This window comes from Rhodoferax sp. (genome assembly GCF_028714215.1).
GTDB lineage: Bacteria > Pseudomonadota > Gammaproteobacteria > Burkholderiales > Burkholderiaceae_C > Rhodoferax.
In genome coordinates this window covers 13,812-34,395 of the sequence record NZ_JAQTMS010000056.1, presented here as the reverse complement: position 1 = coordinate 34,395, position 20,584 = coordinate 13,812, and the positions used below count along the sequence as shown (strand labels likewise).

Annotated in this window: 19 protein-coding genes; 6 read left to right on the top strand and 13 right to left on the bottom strand. The window is 63.8% G+C overall.

Features of this window, described 5'->3' with window-relative positions; genetic code table 11:
- The 11 genes from PHS32_RS19870 to PHS32_RS19820 form a co-directional block, all read right to left on the bottom strand.
- The coding region (locus tag PHS32_RS19870) for a HAMP domain-containing protein (protein WP_301080860.1) at window positions 1–1,001 on the bottom strand (1,001 nt) is incomplete at its 3' end.
- Window positions 1,002–1,182: 181 nt separating this feature from the next.
- On the bottom strand, window positions 1,183–1,932 hold the full coding sequence (locus PHS32_RS19865) for an RNA polymerase sigma factor FliA (protein ID WP_301080859.1): 750 nt from the start codon (window positions 1,930–1,932) through the stop codon (window positions 1,183–1,185).
- Window positions 1,933–1,989: 57 nt separating this feature from the next.
- Window positions 1,990–2,682: a hypothetical protein gene (locus PHS32_RS19860; RefSeq protein ID WP_301080858.1), complete on the bottom strand. Its 693-nt coding sequence runs from the start codon at window positions 2,680–2,682 to the stop codon at window positions 1,990–1,992.
- The gene (gene flhF / locus PHS32_RS19855; protein ID WP_301080857.1) at window positions 2,679–4,022 is read right to left on the bottom strand and encodes a flagellar biosynthesis protein FlhF; all 1,344 of its coding nucleotides are present in this window, start codon (window positions 4,020–4,022) and stop codon (window positions 2,679–2,681) included. The genes PHS32_RS19860 and flhF overlap by 4 nt, the downstream gene beginning before the upstream one ends.
- Window positions 4,023–4,030: 8 nt before the next feature.
- On the bottom strand, window positions 4,031–6,121 hold the full coding sequence (gene flhA, locus PHS32_RS19850) for a flagellar biosynthesis protein FlhA (RefSeq protein ID WP_301080856.1): 2,091 nt from the start codon (window positions 6,119–6,121) through the stop codon (window positions 4,031–4,033).
- On the bottom strand, window positions 6,118–7,260 hold the full coding sequence (gene flhB / locus PHS32_RS19845; protein ID WP_301080855.1) for a flagellar biosynthesis protein FlhB: 1,143 nt from the start codon (window positions 7,258–7,260) through the stop codon (window positions 6,118–6,120). The genes flhA and flhB overlap by 4 nt, the downstream gene beginning before the upstream one ends.
- A gap of 122 nt (window positions 7,261–7,382) precedes the next feature.
- The gene (gene cheZ / locus PHS32_RS19840; RefSeq protein WP_301080854.1) at window positions 7,383–8,021 is read right to left on the bottom strand and encodes a protein phosphatase CheZ; all 639 of its coding nucleotides are present in this window, start codon (window positions 8,019–8,021) and stop codon (window positions 7,383–7,385) included.
- A 1-nt stretch (window position 8,022) separates the two neighbouring features.
- Window positions 8,023–8,421, bottom strand: coding sequence for a chemotaxis response regulator CheY (gene cheY, locus PHS32_RS19835; protein ID WP_301080853.1), 399 nt, complete (start codon window positions 8,419–8,421; stop codon window positions 8,023–8,025).
- Window positions 8,422–8,488: 67 nt separating this feature from the next.
- Window positions 8,489–9,574, bottom strand: a complete 1,086-nt coding sequence (locus PHS32_RS19830; protein ID WP_301080852.1) for a chemotaxis response regulator protein-glutamate methylesterase — start codon at window positions 9,572–9,574, stop codon at window positions 8,489–8,491.
- Window positions 9,571–10,230: a chemoreceptor glutamine deamidase CheD gene (gene cheD / locus PHS32_RS19825; protein ID WP_301080851.1), complete on the bottom strand. Its 660-nt coding sequence runs from the start codon at window positions 10,228–10,230 to the stop codon at window positions 9,571–9,573. Before cheD ends, PHS32_RS19830 begins: the two co-directional genes overlap by 4 nt.
- Window positions 10,227–11,096, bottom strand: coding sequence for a CheR family methyltransferase (locus PHS32_RS19820; protein WP_301080850.1), 870 nt, complete (start codon window positions 11,094–11,096; stop codon window positions 10,227–10,229). Before PHS32_RS19820 ends, cheD begins: the two co-directional genes overlap by 4 nt.
- A 300-nt stretch (window positions 11,097–11,396) precedes the next feature.
- Here PHS32_RS19820 and xseB point away from each other — a divergent pair, with 300 nt between their 5' ends.
- The 6 genes from xseB (at window position 11,397) to PHS32_RS19790 (ending at window position 18,511) form a co-directional block, all read left to right on the top strand.
- Window positions 11,397–11,633 (top strand): exodeoxyribonuclease VII small subunit, encoded by a 237-nt coding sequence (xseB, locus tag PHS32_RS19815; protein ID WP_301080849.1) that lies wholly within the window; start codon window positions 11,397–11,399, stop codon window positions 11,631–11,633.
- The gene (locus tag PHS32_RS19810) at window positions 11,630–12,598 is read left to right on the top strand and encodes a polyprenyl synthetase family protein (RefSeq protein WP_301080848.1); all 969 of its coding nucleotides are present in this window, start codon (window positions 11,630–11,632) and stop codon (window positions 12,596–12,598) included. The genes xseB and PHS32_RS19810 overlap by 4 nt, the downstream gene beginning before the upstream one ends.
- 25 nt (window positions 12,599–12,623) lie before the next feature.
- Window positions 12,624–14,522, top strand: a complete 1,899-nt coding sequence (gene dxs / locus PHS32_RS19805; RefSeq protein ID WP_301080847.1) for a 1-deoxy-D-xylulose-5-phosphate synthase — start codon at window positions 12,624–12,626, stop codon at window positions 14,520–14,522.
- A gap of 247 nt (window positions 14,523–14,769) precedes the next feature.
- Window positions 14,770–15,855 carry a TRAP transporter substrate-binding protein gene (locus PHS32_RS19800; protein WP_301080846.1) on the top strand — a complete coding sequence of 362 codons (1,086 nt, stop codon included), beginning with the start codon at window positions 14,770–14,772 and terminating at the stop codon, window positions 15,853–15,855.
- Between the two features lie 86 nt (window positions 15,856–15,941).
- Window positions 15,942–17,327: a DNA recombination protein RmuC gene (gene rmuC, locus PHS32_RS19795; protein WP_301080844.1), complete on the top strand. Its 1,386-nt coding sequence runs from the start codon at window positions 15,942–15,944 to the stop codon at window positions 17,325–17,327.
- Window positions 17,324–18,511, top strand: a complete 1,188-nt coding sequence (locus tag PHS32_RS19790) for an MFS transporter (RefSeq protein ID WP_301080843.1) — start codon at window positions 17,324–17,326, stop codon at window positions 18,509–18,511. The genes rmuC and PHS32_RS19790 overlap by 4 nt, the downstream gene beginning before the upstream one ends.
- 61 nt (window positions 18,512–18,572) lie before the next feature.
- Here PHS32_RS19790 and PHS32_RS19785 read toward each other — a convergent pair whose 3' ends face one another.
- Window positions 18,573–19,097, bottom strand: coding sequence for a hypothetical protein (locus PHS32_RS19785; protein ID WP_301080842.1), 525 nt, complete (start codon window positions 19,095–19,097; stop codon window positions 18,573–18,575).
- 149 nt (window positions 19,098–19,246) lie between these two features.
- A complete protein-coding gene (locus PHS32_RS19780; protein WP_301080841.1) occupies window positions 19,247–20,542 on the bottom strand; it encodes a S8 family serine peptidase in 1,296 nt (431 codons plus the stop codon).
- Window positions 20,543–20,584: the final 42 nt, after the last annotated feature.

The following is a 20,584-nucleotide window of genomic DNA, read 5'->3' as shown; positions in this document are numbered from 1 at the left end:
GCCAGCTGGTTGGCCTGGCGCGACGCTTCGGCCGACTGGCGCACCATGTTCGTCAACGCATCCATGCTGGAGGCGGTGCGCTGCAAGTTGCTGGCGGTCTGTTCGGTACGCGCGCTCAGGTCCTGGTTGCCGGAGGCGATCTCGGCGCTGGCGGTGGCCATGCTGTCGGTTGAGGTCCGCACCTGCCCGACCAGCCGGTCCAGCGAATGCCGCATCGCCTCCAGCGAACGCAGCAATTGGGCCGCTTCATCGTCACCCAGGCTGTCGACCTGGTGATCGGTCAGATCCCCCTGCGCGATCGCCTTGGCAACTTGCTGCGCCTTGTCGATCGGCTGGCAAATCGCGCGCATGTTCCAGATTGTCAGCGGAACGAAGATCAGCAGCAGCAGGCCGGTCAGGCCGGCGATCAGTTCAATCCCCTGATTCACGGTTTGCTGCAATTTGCCTTGGCTGGCTTCCGTGGCGCGCTGCAATTCCACGGCCAGCGAGGTCAATGATTTGTTGGCCTTGTCGAAAATCGGCTGCAACTTGTCGATCGTGGCCGAGGCCACCTGCGCCGACGGAAAACTCATGCTCTCCAACTGCTTTGCCATCGGTTCGAATTCGCTGCTGAACTGCTTGATGTCGGTCACCACCTGCGCCAATTGGGTGCGCTGCGCATCCAGTGGCAGCAAGGGTGCGAGCGCCTTGGCGGAGCTTTGAATCTGCGCCAGCGAGGCGCTCCAGGCTTCCTTGTAGCGCCCTGCTTCAACACTGTTTTCGTACTGGATCACCATCTGTTTTTCATTCAGACGCAGATTGCTCATGGCCAGTTGCAGGCGGGCCACCTCGGCGATCGACGTGATGTCATGGGTGACCAGGGCGGTGGCGATGGTGTTGATGGACAACTGCGCGATGACGCCGATGCCGCCGATGAAAATCAGGGCCAGCGCCACCATGCCGATGGCCGCCATCATGCGAAAACGGATGGTAAAGCGCCGCATCAAGGTAGCAAGTTGCATAAGAATCCTCAATAAATCAACGAACCTAAATTAGTTCCCAATGCCGGCGCGCCAGGGGTCCAGACGAGACAGTGCTTTGACGGATGCCCAGCCCTGTTTATCGGCAGGATCGGGAAAAACTTTAGCCAGGGGGAGGGCGGTCAACATTTTCATGTTTCGATATTTCTGTGTTTGAGCAAGACTAGCTGGCCAGTGCCTCGATGGCTTCGCGCAGGCTGGCGCGCAGCCGGCAGATGGCCTGGCTGTGGAGCTGGCAGACGCGCGACTGGTTGACCTCCAGCACGGCGCCGATCTCCCGCAGGTTGAGCTCTTCCTCGTAGTACAGGCTCAGCAGCAGGCGCTCGCGCTCCGGCATGCGTTCGATGGCTTCGATCAACTGGCGCCGGAAGTCGCCCTTGAGCAGTTGTGTCAAGGGGTCCATGCGCATCGACTCGGGACCCTTGCTTTGCCGGTCCAGAAAGTTGTTTTCCTGGTCGTCGCGATCGAAGTCTTCGTAATAAACCAGTTGGCAGCCGTGAATCTCCCGCAACAGGTGCTGGTAGGACTCCAGCGACATCTGCAGTTCCTGCGCCACCTCGCCTTCGGTCGGCGAGCGTCCCAGCTTCTGTTCCTGGGCCTGAACCGCCGAGGACACGCTGCGCGACGATTGCCGCAAGCCGCGCGATACCCAATCGTTGGCGCGCAGCTCGTCCAGCATGGCACCGCGAATACGCTGATTGGCGTAGGTTTCGAATTTGGCTCCCTGGTCGTCCTGGTAGCGCTCGGCGGCGTCGAGCAGACCCATCATGCCGACCTGGATCAAGTCGTCGAGTTCGACACTGGCCGGCAGTTTGGCAATCAACTGCAAAGCCAGACGGCGAACCAGCGGCGCGTATTGGGTCAGCAGGGCCGACGCGCCGGACTTGTCGATTTTTCCCTGGGCGGTGTACATATTCAGGATTCCTCCGGCTTTCAAAATAGTTGTCGCAGGTCAGCTTTGAGGCCTGCTTCAGTGCAACTCCAACACCGGTCTGGCGGGCGCGCCGGGCACTGCCGTGGCCGGCTCGGCGCACGCTTGCCGACGCCATGGCCAGTGCGGCAAATCGGAGGCAATCTGGCGAAAGTCGAGCGCCGCCGGACTGGTTTGAAAGGCTTCGACGACAGTCAAATTCAGGCGCCGGGCCTGCGCCAGCCGAGGATCGGCCCGGACCCAACCGGCACTTTCCAGTGCCAGTGCCAGATAGCGGCCGCTGGCATGCGCCAGATTGGCCAGAATGTGTTGCGCCTGGGCCGCGTCGGTGGCGAAGTTGACCAATACCCGCACGCGCGGTAGCGCATGGGCGTAGTGAAGGCCCTTGATGCAGGCATAAGAGGCCTTGATCGATGGCGCGTTCGGTTGCAGCACCACCAGCACGTTATCGGCCTGCGCCGCCAGCGGTGAGAGCGCTCCTTGTGCGTCCAGCCGGGCGTCGATCAGCAGCAGCCGCCCCTGGCGCTGGGCCGCCGTGGGCGCCGGCGCGGCCCGGTGCTCGTCGAGCAGCAGTACGTCCTTGCCCTGTTGCACCAATGCCGCCGCCAGGTTCAGGGTCACGCTGGTAACGCCGACGGCCGGGCCGCCGCCCACCACGGCCAGCATTTGCCCCGGACTGTTGGCCATCAGATGGCGCAAGCCATCGGCCTGATCGCTCACCACTTTTCTCACGGGCGACTCCCCACGATGGCCTCGCCAGCGCTGCGTTGGCTGGCCGGCGCGCCGACCTGACAGGCCTCTTGCCGCGCATTCTGGGTCAGCGTCTCTATCAGTTCCTGGCACTGCGCGCGCAAGCGCCAGATCGCTGTGGCGGTGGCCTGCTCCGCCTTCGGGTCGGGCGGCGCCGGGCGTTCTTCAAGATCGGCCTCGCCGGGCACAAACAGTGCGCTGCGGCTGTTGGCCTGAAACACCTGGTCGATCAGGGCGGCGCGGTTCACCGTCATCAGGTCCTCCGGGACTTTCTGCCCGTTGGAGATGTAGTGCACCGGCAACTGGTGCCGGATGGCCGTGTCGATCAAGGCCCCGGGATGGGTGGCTTCGTCGACTTTGGTGAAGATGCAGCCCGCCAGATCGGTGCTGCCGGGTGTTTGCTCGCCGTGGCGGTAGGCTCGCACCACTTCGTTGAGGGTGTCGCCATGGCTGGACGCGTTGAGCAGCAGCAGGCGCTTGACCGGCCGGCTGGAGCCGCACAGCATGGCGATCTGGTCCGAGACGGCGCGGTCGCGCTGGCTCATGCCCACCGTGTCGATCAGCACCATGTGCTTGTCGGCGAGGTCCAGCAGGGCGCGCTCCAGATCGGCGGCGTCTTTCACGGCATGCACCGTGACGCCCAGAATCTGGCCATAGATGCGCAACTGCTCGTAGGCGCCGATACGGTAACTGTCAGTTGTCACCAGGGCCAGTTTCTTCGACCCGAAGCGCATCACGCAGCGGGCCGCCAGCTTGGCCGTGGTGGTGGTCTTGCCAACCCCGGTCGGTCCCGTCAACGCATAGACGCCGCCGGCGTCCATCATGGCCGCTTCATCCTCCAGCATGGGCAGTTGGCGCGCCAGTTCCGACTTGGCATAGTCCATGCCACCGGTAAAGTCGTGGCCGCCGGGCAGGCCGCCCAAAATGTTTTTCGCCAGGCGGGCGCTGAAGCCGGCCGCCAGCAGCGCGCGCAGCAACGGCCCCCGCAAAGGGTCGCGTTCCTTTTTCTCGTTCCAGGAGATGCCGGCCAACTGCTCCTCCACCATTTCGCGCATCGAATGGATTTCCCGCAGAACACTGTCGTCGGGGACGGCTGCCACCGGTTCCGCCACCGCACAGGGCGCGGACGGCTGCGCCGGGCGCGCCGCGGCGCTCAGCAGCCGGGCCACTTGCTCTTCCATCGTGGCCAGGATTTCAACGCCGTTGGCGGTGACGCGATTGGACAGTACCAGGGCGTCGGGGCCCATCTTTTCGCGCAACAGACGCAGCGCCTCGCGACTCGACGGCGCCACCACCTTACAGGCTGCGGTGCTGACTTCCATGCTGTTATTCAAGCTCTTCCTCCAATCGTGGCGGTAACTTTGATGGTGCGGTTGTCGGGTATTTCAGCGTGCGACAAGACCTTCAGTTGGGCCAGGTTGCGGCGCAGGAAACGGGCCAGCAGGACGCGCAGCGGATGTTGCACCACCAGCACGCTGGCCAGGCCCAGTTGCGTCTGCCGATCGATCGCCGTCTGGGTCTCCCGCAGCAGGCTGTCGGCCAGACCGGGCTCCAGGCCGCCGCTGTTGCCCAGCGCCTGCAGCAGTACGCGATCGAGCGAACTGTCCAGGCCGATCACCTGCAACTCCTCGTTGCCGGGATAGATTTGCTGGACGATGGCGCGTCCCAATGCGAGCCGGATCAGGGACGTCAATTCGGTGGTGTCGGAGACGCTAGGCGCATGCTCGGCCAGCACATCGAGAATGGTGCGCATATCCCGGATCGGCACCTCCTCCTCAAGCAGGTTCTGCAGTACTTTTTGCAGGGTCGTGAGCGACAAGGTCTTGGGCACCAGATCCTGGATCAGCATCGGCGACTCCTTGCCGATACGGTCCAGCAACTGCTGCACTTCCTGGCGTCCCAGCAACTCCGCGGCGTGGGCGTGAATCAGGTGATTCAGGTGCGTCGCCACCACGGTGCTGGCGTCGACCACCGTGTAGCCATAAATCTGGGCCTGCTCGCGCAGGCTGGCGTCGATCCAGATGGCCGGCAAGCCGAATGCCGGATCCTTGGTCTGGGTACCGGGCAGCGTGGCACTGACCTGGCCCGGATTGATCGCCATCCATTGGCCCGGCGCGGCCTCGCCATGCCCGATCGGCACCCCCTTGAGCTTGATCACGTAGGCGTTGGGCTTGATCTCGAGGTTGTCGCGAATGTGGACCACCGGCGCCAGGAAGCCGATTTCCTGGGCGAATTTCTTGCGTATGCTTTTGATGCGACCCAGCAGTTCGCCGTTTTGCGCCCGGTCCACCAGGGAGATCAGGCGATAGCCCACTTCCAGTCCCAGCGGGTCGACCAGCGCCACGTCGTCCCAACTGGCCTCCTGCGGCTCGGTCGCCGCTGGCGCCGGTGCGGCAGCCGCGGCGCCGACGCTGACAGCGCTGGCGCTGCGTTGCGCGACCCGGCGCCCGAGCCAGACCAGGCCACCGGCAATGATCAGAAAGGCCAGATTGGGCATGCCCGGAATCAAGCCCATCAGGCCGATGACACCGGCGGTCAAAAACAGCACCTGCGGATTGGCAAACAGTTGCCCGGTGAGTTGCCCACCGACGTCCTCGTCGGTGGTGACGCGCGAGACGATGACGCCGGCCGCGGTGGAAATCACCAGCGCCGGGATTTGCGCCACCAGGCCATCGCCGATGGCCAGCAGGGTGTAAGTGGTGGCCGCGGCCGAGAAGTCCAGGCCGTGCTGCGCGACGCCGACGATCAGGCCGCCGATGATGTTGATCACCAGAATCAGCAGACCGGCCACGGCATCGCCGCGCACGAACTTGCTGGCACCGTCCATCGAGCCGTAGAAGGCGGCTTCCTGCGCCACTTCGGCACGCCGTTTACGCGCCACGTCTTCACCGATCAGGCCGGCATTGAGGTCGGCGTCGATCGCCATCTGCTTGCCCGGCATGGCATCGAGCGTGAACCGGGCACCGACTTCGGCAATCCGGCCGGCACCCTTGGTGATGACCATGAAGTTGATCACCACCAGGATGATGAAGACCATGACGCCGACGGCAAAGTTGCCGCCCACCAGAAAATGGCCAAACGCCTCGATCACCTTGCCGGCGGCATCCGGTCCGGTGTGTCCCTCCATCAGCACCACGCGGCTGGAAGCGACGTTGAGCGACAGGCGCAGCAGCGTGGTGAACAGCAGCACCGCCGGGAAGGCGGCGAAATCGAGCGCCTTCATGGTGTACATGCTGACCAGCAGCACCATGATGGACAGGGCGATGTTGAAGGTGAACAGCAGGTCCAGCAGGAACGGTGGCAGCGGCAACACCATCATGCTGAGGATCAGGATGATCAGCACCGGGCCGACCAGCCCCTTGCTCTTGTTGCCTGAGGCCATCAAGCCGGCCAGGCGCAACCAGGAACTCAGTAGCGTCATGCCGGGAGTTCCTGGGGAACCAGTGCCTCAGGCACCGGCAAGTTGCGGGGCGGGCGCGGCAAACTGGCGCCTTCGCTGCCCAGCCGCTGCAACTGGTAAGCCCAGGCTAGCACCTCGGCCACGGCCGCATACAGGGCCAGCGGGATTTCCTGACCCAACTCGGTGTGGCGGTACAGGGCGCGGGTCAGCGGCGGCGCTTCGAGCACCGGAATCTTGTGTTCCTCGGCCAGCGCCCGAATGCGCAAGGCCAGCAGATCGGCGCCCTTGGCGATCACGCGCGGTGCCCGCATTTCCTGGTCGCGGTATTTCAGGGCCACCGCGTAGTGCGTCGGATTGGTGACGATGATGTCGGCTTTCGGTACTTCGGCCATCATCCGGCGCTTGGCCATCTGTTGTTGCTGGCGCCGAATCTGGGCCTTGACCTGGGGATCGCCGTCGTTTTCCTTCTGCTCCTGGCGCAAATCCTCGCGCGACATGCGCAGCTTGTGGGCATGGCTCCACAATTGGTACGGCACATCGAGCGCCACCACCAGCAGCAGCGAGCCGACGATCAGGGCGCAACTGGCAGCCACCAGTTTCAGGGCGTGCGGCAGCGCCGCGTGGATCGGTTCGTTCATCAACGCCATCAGGGCGCTGATGTTGCCGGCGATGACCCACCAGGCGACGCCGCCGACCAGCAGGGACTTGACAATCGTCTTGACCAGTTCGGCCAGGGTCTCGGTCGAAAACATGCGGCCGATGCCCGCCACCGGGTTCAGTTTCGAGAAGTTGGGCGCCAGCGATTTGGTCGACAGCAGCCAGCCGCCCAGCAGCATGGGCGCCAGCAGCGCCGCCACCAGCATCATCACCAGCAGCGGCAGCAAGGCCTGCAAGGCGTGCACCACGGCGCCTTCGGCATGCACCATCATGTGGGAGGCGTCGAAGGCGGAGGTGCGCTCGAATTGCAGGCCATCGCGCATGGCGCTGCCAAAATGCCCGCCTATCGTTTCCCCCATGGCCCACAGGCCGCCGAGGGCCGTAACCAGCATCGTGAAGGTGACCAGTTCGCGGGAGCGCGCCACCTGCCCCTCGTCGCGCGCCTTTTCCAGACGCTGGGGCGAGGCCGGTTCGGTTTTTTCGAGATCACTTTCTTCCGCCATCAATGCTCCGGAGCGCCAGGCGCAATGCGCCTCATCCGAAATATTATTGAGGCTGGAGCCCCGAATCGATCAGCCAAACAAAGCCGGGATAGGCCTGTTCATCGCCCAATCAGCACAAGTTGCTAAAAGCCCAGACTGGCCAGCAGATCGTCGACCTGGTCCTGATCGTCCAGCGTGTCCGGGGTGACCGGCTTGATCTTCGGTCCGTTGAGCAAGCTGTTGCCGCTGTCCGGGCGTTTTTCAGAAGGCGAGTTGTCGACCAGCAGTTGCAGCAACTGGGTTTCCATCTCCCGGATCACGTCCATCATTTTCTTGATGACTTGTCCGGTCAGGTCCTGAAAGTCCTGCGCCATCATGATTTCCATCAATTGGGCGTTGGTGGCGCTGACTTGCCGGGGGACTTCCGACAAATAGCCCCGCGTGTCCGTCACCAGCTCGCGCGCGTCGGCCAACTCCAGAGGCGAGGCGAACCAGAGGTTCCAGCGCTCGTTCAAGGTATTGGCCTGCTTTGACAGGTTCTCCTGGATCGGTTGGGCGATGTCGATCGCGTTGAGGGCCCGTTCGGCCGCGCGTTCGGTCATCTGGGCGACGTAGCCGAGGCGGTGGCGGGCGTCGGGAATGGCCTCGGCCGCCATGGCGATGCCTTTGTCCAGGCCCAGCTCACGCATGCTCTCTAACATCTGGCGCGTCAATTGGCCGATCCGATTCACCAGTTGCTCGGCCGAATCGCCCACCGGGGTGGCAAGTTGCTCCTGTGCCATATCAAGCACCTTCCTTTTCAAGCTTCTCGAATATCTTGCTGATTTTTTCTTCCAGTGTGACGGCGGTAAACGGCTTCACGACATAGCCGCTGGCGCCAGCTTGGGCGGCGGCAATGATGTTTTCCTTTTTTGCTTCCGCGGTCACCATCAGGACCGGCAGCTTGGCCATGGCCGGATCGGCGCGAATGGCCCGCAGCATGGCCAGGCCGTCCATATTGGGCATATTCCAGTCGGAGACGACAAAACCGTAGCGGCCACCCTTGAGCTTTTCCAGGCCGACCGCGCCGTCCTCGGCTTCATCGACATTGACGAAGCCCAGTTCCTTGAGCAGATTGCGAACAATTCGACGCATCGTCGGGAAATCGTCCACCACCAGTATCTTGATGTTTTTATCGACCACATTCACTCCAAAAATTGACTGCCAACACAGCGGACATACCCGCCAAAGGCCCTGATTTCCTCACTGCTCAAACCCGATTAGTCCGTTCACCCAGCGACCGCAAGTGTGCCATCATGCGCTGACTCATTTCCTGCGGCGTGGCGACTTCAACGGCGGCGCCGATGGCGATCGCTTCACGCGGCATGCCAAACACGACGCAACTGGCCTCGTTCTGGGCCAGTGTATGGGCACCGGCCTGGCGCATGCGCAGCAGGCCTTCGGCACCATCGCGTCCCATGCCGGTCAGAATCACGCCGATGGCATTTTTGCCGGCGTATTTTGCGGCTGAATCAAACAGCACGTCAATCGACGGACGATGCCGGTTCACCGGCGGCTCCTGGTCTACCTGGGCCACATAATTGGCGCCGCTGCGCGCCAGCGACAAATGAAAGCCACCCGGCGCGATGTAGGCATGGCCCGGCAAGATCCGCTCGCCCTGGCGCGCCTCGGAGACGGCGATGCGGCACAAGCCGTTCAGGCGTTGGGCAAACGAATTGGTGAAACCGGCCGGCATGTGCTGGGCGATCATGATGCCCGGGCTGTCCGGTGGCAGCGGTTGCAAGACCTCCCGGATCGCTTCGGTGCCGCCGGTGGAGGCGCCGATGATGATCAGCTTCTCGGTACTGAGCAGGGGGCTGCGCAGCAGAGGTGTTTCGGCCGGGGCCGCCGGCTGGCCCGCGGCCGCGGCCCGCTTGGCGGGCAGCAGCCGGGCGGCGGCGGCAATCCGGATCTTGTCGGCAATCAGGTCGGTGTAGGCCAGCAAGCCGTCACGGATGCCCAGGCGCGGCTTGGTGACAAAATCGATGGCCCCCAATTCCAGCGCGCGCAGTGCCGCTTCCGAGCCCCGTTCCGTCAGCGACGACACCATGACCACCGGCATCGGTCGCAAGCGCATCAGTTTTTCGAGAAACTCGAGTCCGTCCATGCGTGGCATTTCAACGTCCAGCGTCATCACGTCCGGGTTGTGCTGCTTCACCAGATCGCGCGCGACCAGGGGATCGGAGGCGGTCGCCACCACTGTCATGTCGGGCTGGCTGTTGATGATCTCGGTCATCAGGCTGCGTATCAGCGCCGAGTCGTCGACACATAAAACCGTGATTTTTTTTGTATTCATGCGGCCCACGAATCTTTGTTGGCAAGGTTTCCGGGAAGTCCGGTGTTACACAGCGCCGCCTTGTTGCAGGCGCGCTGCTTGGCCAGCGCCTGCGCCAGCGCCAGTTCATCATGTTGCACCAGCAGCGTGTCCTCCTGCCGGCGCAGTTTTCGCATGGCGACCCGGCCGCTCAGAGGAAAGTAATTGATGCGCCGGGGCAGATTGCCGCGCAAGTCCTGGGCGACCACGCGGATGCGCTCGGTTTCGAGGTAGCGCAACACAAAATCGGCGTTGTTGTCGCCGATATTGAGCTGTGTCATATTGGCCAGTACCGCGCCGCCACCAAACACCTTGGCTTCCAGTCTCTCACGCCGGGCGCCGGCTTTGAACAACTCGTTGATCAACATTTCCATCGCGTAAGCGCCATAGCGCATGGCGGCAGCGGCGTCCCGCCCGGCCGGGTCCGCGTCTTCCGGCAGCATGAAATGGTTCATGCCACCAATGCCGACCGCGCCATCGCGCACGCAGGCTGAAACGCAGGAGCCCAAGACGGTGGTCAACAACATATCCTCGGACGTGACATAGTACTCGCCGGGTAACAGTTTGACCGCCGGAATGCCAAACTCGCGGTCAAAGTAATGCAGGGTCGCGGCCGGCTCAGTGGCCACTGAATTCATGCGCCTGCCTTTGCCCGGCTGGCGCTCAGCTCGTAAATCGTCTTGCCGCGCAGCCGGAAGGTGTGACTGGCAAAGGAAAAGTTCTCGGAATGGCCGGCAAACAGCAAGCCGTGCGGCTTCATCAGCGGAGCAAAGCGCTGCAGAACCTGCTCTTGCGTCGGTTTGTCGAAATAGATCATCACGTTGCGGCAGAAAATGGCGTCGAACGGCTCTGCCAGGGCCCATTTGGCGTCCAGCAGATTGAGCTGCTGGAACTTCACCAGCGCCGCCACTTCCGGCCGTATCCGGACCTTGCCGGCATGCGCGCCCGAACCTTTCAGGAAAAAGCGCTTGAGGCGTTCCGGTTCCAGTTTGCTGACCTGTTCCATCGAAAAAATGCCCTGCGCCCCGACCGCCAGCACCTGCGTATCGATGTCGGTGGCCAGCACGCTGGCGCCACCGGCGCGGTTGCCCAGCGCCTCGATCAGTGTCATTGCAATCGAGTACGGCTCTTCCCCGGTGGAGGCGGCCGAGCACCAGACCGTGACCGGTTGCGGACAGCCTCGAACGTGCTCCGCAAGGGCCGGGAAGTGGTGCGATTCCCGAAAAAACGAGGTCAGGTTGGTGGTCAGCGCGTTGGTGAACAATTGCCACTCTTCGCCGTTCGGATCGGCCTCCAGAAAATTCAGATAGGTGGAAAATTCCTTCAGTTTGAGTTTGCGCAAACGTCGGGCCAGGCGGCTGTACACCATTTGCCGCTTTTGCGCGCTCAGCGCGATCCCGGCACGCTGATGTATCAGGGTGCGGATCTTCGAAAAATCCTTGTCGGTGAGGACGAAATCTGGTCCGATGGAGACGGTCGCAGCGGTATTCTGGTTGGTATTCATACACTTTCGGGGATGTCGCAGGCGCAAAAATTGCGCCTCGCATGGCAAGCCCATGAGACACGTCCCAATGTACACAGGCCGAGCCGGAATCGAAGGCCAGAAGACCGCTCCAAAAAGCCCGTTCTTCTCAGCATCGCCGGCCAGACAGTGTGGCCCGCCGCAACAAGACGGTTCCCTGCCAGGCCGGCAACCCTGCGCCATCCTTTGGCGGATGACCTGACTGGAATAAGCCCATTCCTTCCGCAGGCCGCACGCCAGCGCCTAAAATCCAAGCTTTCCGTTCTAAACAATATCCTGCCCATGGCCAGTGCCTCCCGTTCCGGTTCCGTCAAACCGGCCAGTTTTGAAGCCGCTCTGGAAGAGCTTGAACAGCTGCTGGCGCGGCTGGAATCGGGCGCCATGCCGCTGGAGCAACTGCTTACGCAATACCAGCGCGGCGCCGAGTTGCTGAAGTTTTGCCGCGCTCGGCTGGAAGCCGTGGAAGGCCAGATCAAGGTGCTGGACCAGGGGATGCTCAAGACGTGGATGCCGGAGTGAAAGTCGATACCCCATTTGACCTGGGCGCGTGGAGTGGCGGGCATCTGGCCAGTGTTGAACAGGCGCTTGGTCGCTGGGTCAGCGCCAACGGCGGCGCCGCCGTCGATCACGGCGCGCCGGCCGAGCTGATCGAAGCCATGCGCTACGCGGTGCTGGATGGCGGCAAGCGGTTGCGCCCCTTGCTGCTGCTGGCGGCCTGCGAGTCGGTCACTGGCGAGCCGCCGGAGGTGGCTGGCAGCGGCGAAATGCTGCTGCCGGCCGAGCGCTATACAGCGGCCTTGCGCGCCGCCTGCGCGGTCGAGCTGATTCACGCTTATTCCCTGGTGCACGACGACATGCCTTGCATGGACAACGACGTGCTGCGCCGCGGCAAGCCCACCGTGCACGTGAAATTTGGCGAAGCCAGGGCGCTACTGGCCGGCGACGCCTTGCAGGCACTGGCGTTTGAGCTGTTGACGCCGGATGCCGGCATGCCGGCCGGCTTGCAGGCCCAGCTCTGTCGTTTGCTGGCGCGGGCTGCCGGCAGTGCCGGCATGGCCGGCGGGCAGGCGATTGACCTGGCCAGCGTCGGCGCCAGGCTGTCGGAGAGCCAATTGCGCGAGATGCACCGTCTCAAGACCGGTGCCTTGTTGCAAGCCAGCGTCATGATGGGGGCGGCCTTTGCGGAGCTGCCCGGCGCCGCGCGGGCGGCCCTCAGCCGTTATGGCGCTGCCATCGGTTTGGCGTTCCAGGTGGTGGACGATATTCTTGACGTCACGGCCGACTCGGCCACGCTGGGCAAGACCGCGGGCAAGGACGCCTGCCAGGATAAACCGACCTACGTGTCGGTGCTGGGACTGGAGCGCTCTGCCGCCTATGCGCAGGAGTTGCTGGAGCAGGCGCTGACCGCACTGGCCCAGAGTGGTTTGCGGGACACGCGGGCGCTGCGCGGTCTGGCCAATATGGTGGTGAACCGTTGCTGCTGAAATAATACTGGTCAATACATAGCCCATGTCAAACACGTTGTATCCCTTGCTGGAAACCATCCATAGCCCGGCCGACCTGCGGCTGTTGCCGCGCGCGCAACTCGATCTGCTGGCCGCCGAATTGCGCGCCTACCTGCTCGACAGCGTTTCAAAAACAGGGGGGCATTTGAGCTCCAATCTGGGTACCGTGGAATTGACGGTGGCCTTGCACTATGTCTTCAACACGCCGCATGACCGGCTGGTCTGGGATGTGGGGCATCAGACTTATCCGCACAAGATTCTCACCGGGCGGCGTGAACGCATGGACTCCCTGCGGCAACTGGGTGGTTTGAGCGGCTTTCCGCAACGCGGGGAGAGCGAGTACGACGACTTTGGCACGGCGCATTCCAGCACCTCCATTTCAGCCGCCCTGGGCATGGCCCTGGCAGCCAAGATCCAGGGCGAAGAACGTTGCGTGGTAGCCGTCATTGGCGATGGGGCGATGACCGCCGGCATGGCTTTCGAGGCGCTCAACAACGCCGGTGTGGCCGACTGCAACCTGCTGGTCATCCTGAACGACAACGACATGAGCATCAGCCCGCCGGTGGGCGCGCTCAACCGCTATCTGGCCAAGCTGCTGAGCGGACAGTTCTACGCCGCCGCCAAGAACGCCGGCAAGACCGTTCTGAAAGGCGCGCCGCCCCTGTTCGAGTTGGCCAAGCGCATCGAGGAACACGCCAAGGGCATGGTGGTGCCGGCTACCTTGTTCGAGAAGTTTGGCTTCAATTACATCGGACCGATCGACGGCCACGACCTCGACTCGCTGGTCCCCACGCTGGAAAACATCAAGCACTTGAAGGGCCCCCAATTCCTGCACGTGGTGACCAAAAAAGGGCAGGGCTACAAGCTGGCCGAGGCCGATCCGGTGGCCTATCACGGCCCCGGCAAGTTCGATCCGGCCATTGGCCTGCAACAGCCCAGCACGCCGCCCAAGCAGACCTTCACGCAGGTTTTCGGCCAGTGGCTGTGCGACATGGCGGCGCAGGACCGGCGGCTGGTGGGCATCACGCCGGCCATGCGCGAGGGTTCCGGCATGGTGGAATTCGAAGCGCTTTTTCCCGAGCGCTACTTCGATGTCGGTATCGCCGAACAGCATGCGGTGACTTTTGCCGCCGGGCTGGCCTGCGAGGGCCTGAAACCGGTGGTGGCGATTTACTCGACTTTCCTGCAACGGGCTTACGACCAGTTGATCCACGACGTGGCGATTCAAAACCTGCCGGTGGTGTTTGCGCTGGACCGGGCCGGACTGGTGGGCGCCGATGGGGCCACCCATGCCGGAGCCTATGACATTCCTTATTTACGCTGCATTCCCAACATCAGCGTGGCCTGTCCGGCGGATGAAAACGAGTGTCGACAACTGCTGTCCTGCGCTTTTGCGCAGCAACATCCGGTGGCCGTGCGCTATCCGCGCGGTGCCGGTGCCGGGGTTGCGGTTGAGCCCGGTCTGAAGGCGCTGCCTTTTGGTCAGGCGCAAATCAGGCGGCAAGGCAAAGGGGTTGCCATTCTGGCGTTCGGCACGCTGTTGTACCCGGCCCTGGAAGCCGCCAAGGCGCTCAATGTCACGGTGGTCAACATGCGCTGGGTCAAGCCGCTGGACGGGGCGCTGTTGCTTGAAGTGGCCGCGACGCACGAAGCGCTGGTGACGCTGGAGGAGGGCGCGGTCATGGGCGGCGCTGGCAGCGCCGTCAGTGAAGCCTTGCAAGCGGCCGGGGTGCTCAAGCCGCTGCTGCAACTGGGCTTGCGCGACGAATTCATAGAGCACGGCGACCCGGTCAAGCTGCTGGCTTTGCAAGGACTGGACGCGGCCGGTATCGAGGCTTCGGTGCTCAAGCGCTTTGCGCCGCTGCTGGAGTCCGGGCGCCCGGCGCTGAAAGCGGTCGCCTGACCGTTGCCTGATGCGCTCCACCCCGCAAGGGTTCTGAACCACTTGGTGGTCAGCCCCGGCAGGGCTCAGAGCCGCTTGGCGGTCTGCCCCGCAAGGGTTCAGAATCGCTTGGCGATCTGCCCCGCAAGGGAAAACCCGCACCATGCGGGCCACGCATGTTTCTACAATGTCGGGTGACTGTAATGGGTCGTCGTTGTGTCTAGCTGCACGACGGGATTTTTAATCAACAACTCCAGGAGTGAACTACATGGATCGTCGGTCGATAATTAAAAACGCGGGTATTGCCAGTATTCTGGCCGCTGGTGCAGCGCCCGCTGTACACGCCCAGGGTGTCAACATCCGTTGGCGTCTGGCTTCGAGTTTTCCGAAGTCGCTGGATACTATTTACGGCGGTGCCGAGGTCTTTGCCAAGGCCGTCAAGGCCATGTCGGGTGGCAAGTTCGAGATTTCGGTGCATGCCGGTGGCGAGTTGTTGCCGCCGTTTGGCGTGGTCGACGGCGTGCAGAATGCCACTGTGGAAATGGCCCACACCGTGCCCTATTACTTCTATGGCAAGAACCCGGCCTTTGCGCTTGGTTCGGCTGTGCCCTTCGGCCTGAATGCGCGCCAGATGAACGCCTGGATGATGCACGGCAACGGTCGCAAGTTGATGAACGAGCTTTACGCCGCTTACAACATGACCAGTTTTGCCGGTGGCAACACCGGCACCCAGATGGGTGGCTGGTTCCGCAAGGAAATCAAATCGGTTGCCGACTTCAAGGGCTTGAAAATGCGCTTGGGTGGCGGCTTGGTGGGCCAGGTGATGCAAAAGCTGGGTGCCGTGCCGCAAAGCATCCCGGGCGGCGAAATTTACCAGGCACTGGAGAAAGGGACTATTGATGCGGCCGAATGGGTCGGTCCTTACGACGACCAGAAGCTGGGCTTCAACAAAGTGGCGCCTTTTTACTACTATCCGGGCTGGTGGGAAGGCGGTCCGGAAGTGGACTTCTTCATCAACCAGAAGGCGTTTGACGGTTTGTCGCCTGAGTACAAGGCCATCATTGACGCGGCTTCGGCACTGGCCAGCACCGACATGCTGGCCAAGTACGATGCGCTCAATCCGCCGGCCTTGAAGCAACTGGTGGCGGCCAAGACCAAGGTGCTGCCGTTCTCGCAAGCTGTCATGGACGCTTCGTTCAAGGCCTCGATGGAGGTGTTTGCCGAGAATGACGCCAAGAGTCCGGAATGGAAGAAGATTTACGCCGATCTGCGTACCTTCCAGCGCGACCAGGTGGCCTGGTTCCGTTTTGCCGAAAGTCGTTTCGACTCCTTCATGGCAGGGCAAAAACTGTAATCGGTTCGCTTTTTCAAGCCACACGGAAGGCCTCGCACAGCGAGGCCTTTTTTTTGAACAACAATAGGGGTTTGGAGGAAGCCGGTTTGAATGATGTTTTGCTGTGGCTGGGTTTGGCACTTGCCGGTTTGAACGGCTTGTTATTGTTGTGGCTGGTGGTGCGCCGCCTGGATTCCGCCGGCTTGTTGGCGGCGGCTCAGGGCCGGGCCGAGTTGCTGGCGGCGCTGCAGGGCGGCAACGAGCGGCTGGAGCGCGAGTTGCGGCGCGAGATCGGCGAGTCGGCGCGCGCCGGGCGGCAGGAAATGACGCAGAACCTGGCCACTTTTCAGCAGTCCCTGGTGCAGCAGGGGGCCGAAGCCACGCGCACCCAAAACACCCAGATCGACGCCTTTGGCCAGCAGTTGACGCTGCTGCAAAAAACCTTGTCCGACACCTTGACGCTGCAACTCCAGTCCTTGAGCGAATCCAACGCCAGGCGTCTGCTGGAGGTGCGGCAAACCATGGAGACGCAACTGGCCCAATTGCAGGCCAGCAACGCCGGCAAGCTCGACGAGATGCGCGCCACGGTGGATGAAAAATTGCAGACCACCTTGCAGACTCGACTGGGGGAGAGTTTCAAACAGGTGGCCGACCGGCTGGAGCAGGTGCACAAAGGCCTGGGCGAGATGCAGACGCTGGCGCAAGGCGTGGGCGACCTCAAGCATCTGCTGACCAACGTCAAGACGCGCGGCATTTTCGGCGAGGCGCAACTTGCCTCCCTGCTGGAGCAGGTGTTGGTGGCGGACCAGTACGCGGCGCAGGTGGCGACCCGCCCCGGCTCCAAAAACGTGGTCGACTTCGCCATCAAGCTGCCCGGCAAATCGGGAAATGGCGAGCCGCTGTGGCTGCCGATCGATGCCAAGTTTCCCAACGAAGACTACGAGCGCCTGCTCGATGCCCAGGCTCGGGCCGATGTGGCAGCGGTGGAGGCGGCGGCCAAGGCGCTGGAGTTGCGCATCCGGCTGGAGGCCAGATCCATCGTCGACAAATACGTGGAGCCGCCGTACACCACCGATTTCGCCATCCTGTTTCTGCCGACCGAGGGTTTGTACGCCGAGGTGCTGCGACGTCCCGGTCTGATGCAGGCCTTGCAGCGCGAGCACCGCATCACACTGGCCGGCCCGACCACGCTGCTGGCCATGCTCAGCTCGTTGCAGATGGGCTTTCGCACTTTGGCGCTGGAGAAACGCTCCAGCGAAGTGTGGCAGGTGCTGGGCGCAGTCAAGACCGAGTTCGGCAAGTTTGGCGACGTGCTGGCCAAGGTCAAGTCGCAGACCGAGACCGTGCTCAAGACGCTCGACAGTGCCGAGACGCGCAGCCGCGCCATGGGCCGGGCTCTGAAGAAAGTGGAGGCACTGCCGGAGCCCCAGGTGGCGGCGTTGATTCCGCTGGACAAGGACTTCGACAGTGACGTGGAGGCGGGGCCGGCGTGAGCCCCGCGCCGCTGGCCACGCCAACTCCCCGCTTTGCGCTGGCGCGTCTGATTGCCGGCCAGATTTGCTTGCACGCCTGCATGGCCGGCATGCGCATGGCGGCGCCTTTGCTGGCGCTGCGCGAGGGTTTCAGTGCGCTGGCGGTGGGCTTTTTGCTGGCCTTGTTCGCCCTGACCCAGGTTTTCCTGGCGCTGCCGGCCGGGCGCTACGTGGACCGCCACGGGCTCAAGCGCCCGGTCGCCTTGTGTGTCGTGGCGGCGTTTTTGGGGGCTGGTCTGGCGCTGTTGTTTCCGCGCTTCGAGGTGCTGTGCCTGAGTGCCTTGATGACCGGAGGCGCCACCGGTGTGGCATCGATTTCCCTGCAACGCCATGTCGGGCGGGCGGCGCAGGGCGCAACCGAACTCAAAAAGGTGTTCAGCTGGCTGGCCATCGGTCCGGCTGTGTCCAATTTCATCGGGCCGCTGGCCGCCGGACTGCTGATCGACCACGGCGGCTTTCGTGCCGCCTTTTTGTTCCTCGCCTTGTTGCCCTTGGCGACCTGGCTGTGGGTGCGCCACACCGAGGAGTTGCCACCGCTGGTCGTCCAACCGGGTGCAGCGACGCAGCAGACGCTGGACTTGTTGCGCGAGCCTCTGATGCGCCGGCTGATGCTGGTGAACTGGTTGCTGTCTTCCTGCTGGGACGTCCACACTTTTGTCGTGCCGGTGCTGGGTTACGAGCGCGGCTTTAGTGCCTCGACGATTGGCGCCATTCTGGGCGCTTTTGCGATTGCCGCAACCCTGGTGCGGGTGGTCATGCCGGTCTTTGCGGCGCGCGTGCACGAATGGGTTGTGGTCAGCGCGGCGATGCTGATCACGGCGCTTCTTTTTGTGCTTTACCCGTTCATGGTCTCGGCCCCGGCGATGGGGCTTTGTTCGGTCCTGCTGGGGTTGGCGCTGGGTTCGGTTCAGCCCATGATCATGAGCACCTTGCACCAGATCACCCCGCCAGCGCGGCATGGCGAGGCGCTCGGTCTGCGGCTGATGGCGATCAATGCCTCCAGCGTGCTGATGCCGCTGCTGTTCGGTACGGCCGGGGCCGTGGTGGGCGTGTCGGTGGTGTTCTGGTCGGTTGGTCTGGCGGTCGGCGCCGGTGCCCGGCCGGCTTGGTTGTTGCGGCCAGCTTTGCCAGCGGCGCCGCCCTGAGAACCCTGGGCGGCGCCGGCGCAACCGTAGCGATCTTGCGGCGCCTGCCCGTTATTGCCTTTCAGCGACTGGCGGAAGCCTGCGCCGAAGCGTCGCTGCTGGCGGCAGCGTCGACCTGAGGCGGCGGGTTGGCGGCACCCTGCTTGCCGCTGGCGCTGCCGCCGTCGGGGCCTTTTGCCTGCCGCGTCGTGTCGCCCGGCTTTTGTGCCGCGCTGCGTGACAGCTCGGTGCCGGCCGCACCGGCGCCGGTCAAGGCAGCACCGAGGCTGCCGGCGCGCTCACGCGCAATAGACCCCTGCTGGCTGGTATTGGCTGAAGTGCCTTGCTTGACGCTGCCGGCTTGCTGGTTGAGGTCGTCGCCGCGCGGCAGCAGAGGACTCTGACGGCCACTGGCCTGGCCCGCCGCAGTGCCGCCCATATCCATGCGGCCCGGGCCGAAACCACCGCCCCAGCCGCCACTCAAACCGCCCACCACGGCGCCGGCGCCACCGCCCAGCAGGCCGGCCTGAGCCGGCAGGGAAAGAAACAGGGTCGACAGCAGTGCGGCGAGCAGCGTGCCCGGAACGAGAGTCTGACGTTTGAACATGATGAGGTCCTTTTGACGAATTGAAGAGCCAGCCCATCCGGCCCTTGCAAAAAGTACAACGAGTCCCATCGATGATTTCATCCGCGCCGATTTGTAATCAATTGAAACGCTCCGCTGTCGTGCCAAGCCCGACAGGTTGCTCGGCCCGATCAGTGTCGGGGCGCCATCAGCGCGTGCTCGCCGACCAGGCCGAAGCCGTAGACCGGATCGCGGCCCGGCGCACCCAGATCGATGGCGCTGTCGGCCAGGTGCGCCAGGGCCGCGGCGGCGCCGGCCTGGTCGGGTGCACGCAGACGCTCAGCCAGCAGGCCGGCGACGATGGGCGCGGCGAACGAGGTGCCGCGTGCCCAGCTGTAGCCGCCGCCGGCTTGCGCCACGGCCAGATCGGCCCCCGGCGCGGCAAACATCACCTGCGGCCCTTGCGCCGCCTCGGGCAGGACGCGGCGCGCGCTGGTCACTGCCGTAACACCGACCACGCCGGGGTAGGCCGCCGGGTACAGGGGCGGGGCGGCCGGCCCGTCATTACCGACCGCCGCCACCAACAAGTGGCCCTTGCGGTTCATCGCTTGCACCGCGCGTTCCAGCAGACGGTTGGCCGGACCGACCAGGCTGATATTCACCACCGCCACCTGCTCGCGCGCCAGCCAGGCCAGCGCCGATGCGATGTTCTCGGCTGCGCCGCCGGCCGGCTGGCCGCAGTAAATGTCGGCCGCGTACAGCACCGAACCGGCGGCGACGCCGGCAAACTTGACATCACGCCCGACCAGCAAAGAGGCGACGGCGGTGCCGTGCGGGCTGGGCGCAGCTACATCGTTGCAACCCCAGGTGCGCAAGTCGGCGTCGCGCAAGGCGGCATGCTGTCGGTCCAAGCCACTGTCAATGAGGCCGACGCGGCGGCTGGTCGCAGCGCTGCCGGGTGCCGCCGATACGCTGGCCGAGGTTTCTCCGCTGCGCGTGTAGACATGGTTGAAGTCAGCCTCGACTTGCGGCTCCAGCGCACGCAGCCGCTCCAGTGCCTCGGCGGTCGACCAGCCCGGCGGCGGGCGCAACACCAGTTGGCGCAGCGCCAGCTCGGCCAGCCATTGTTCGCGCAGCACGACAAAGCCCAAGGCGACGGCGGCGTCGACCAGTGCCGCTGCCGGCGAGACCAGCAGCAGTTCCTGGCGGCGCATGGGTTCCCCGGCCGGATCCGCCTCCAGCAGGTCGGGATGGTCGCGCAACAACTGGCGCACGCTGGTCAGGCGCAGTGAGGTCGGGTTGGGCAGCGCCTCGGGTGCCAGGGCGCCAGGCAGACGCGGTAGTTCAACCGGCAAGCTGGGTAGCCTGAGCCGCGGCAGGCCCAGTTGGGCCTGCGCCGGCGCGGCGCAGCACAGGGCGGCGGCGATGGCTGCCCAGCAGACCGCCTGGCGAACCGCTGGAACGGGCAATCGGCTGGAGCGCATCATGTGCATGCGATGATAACGAACGCCGAACGGAAGAAAATCCCT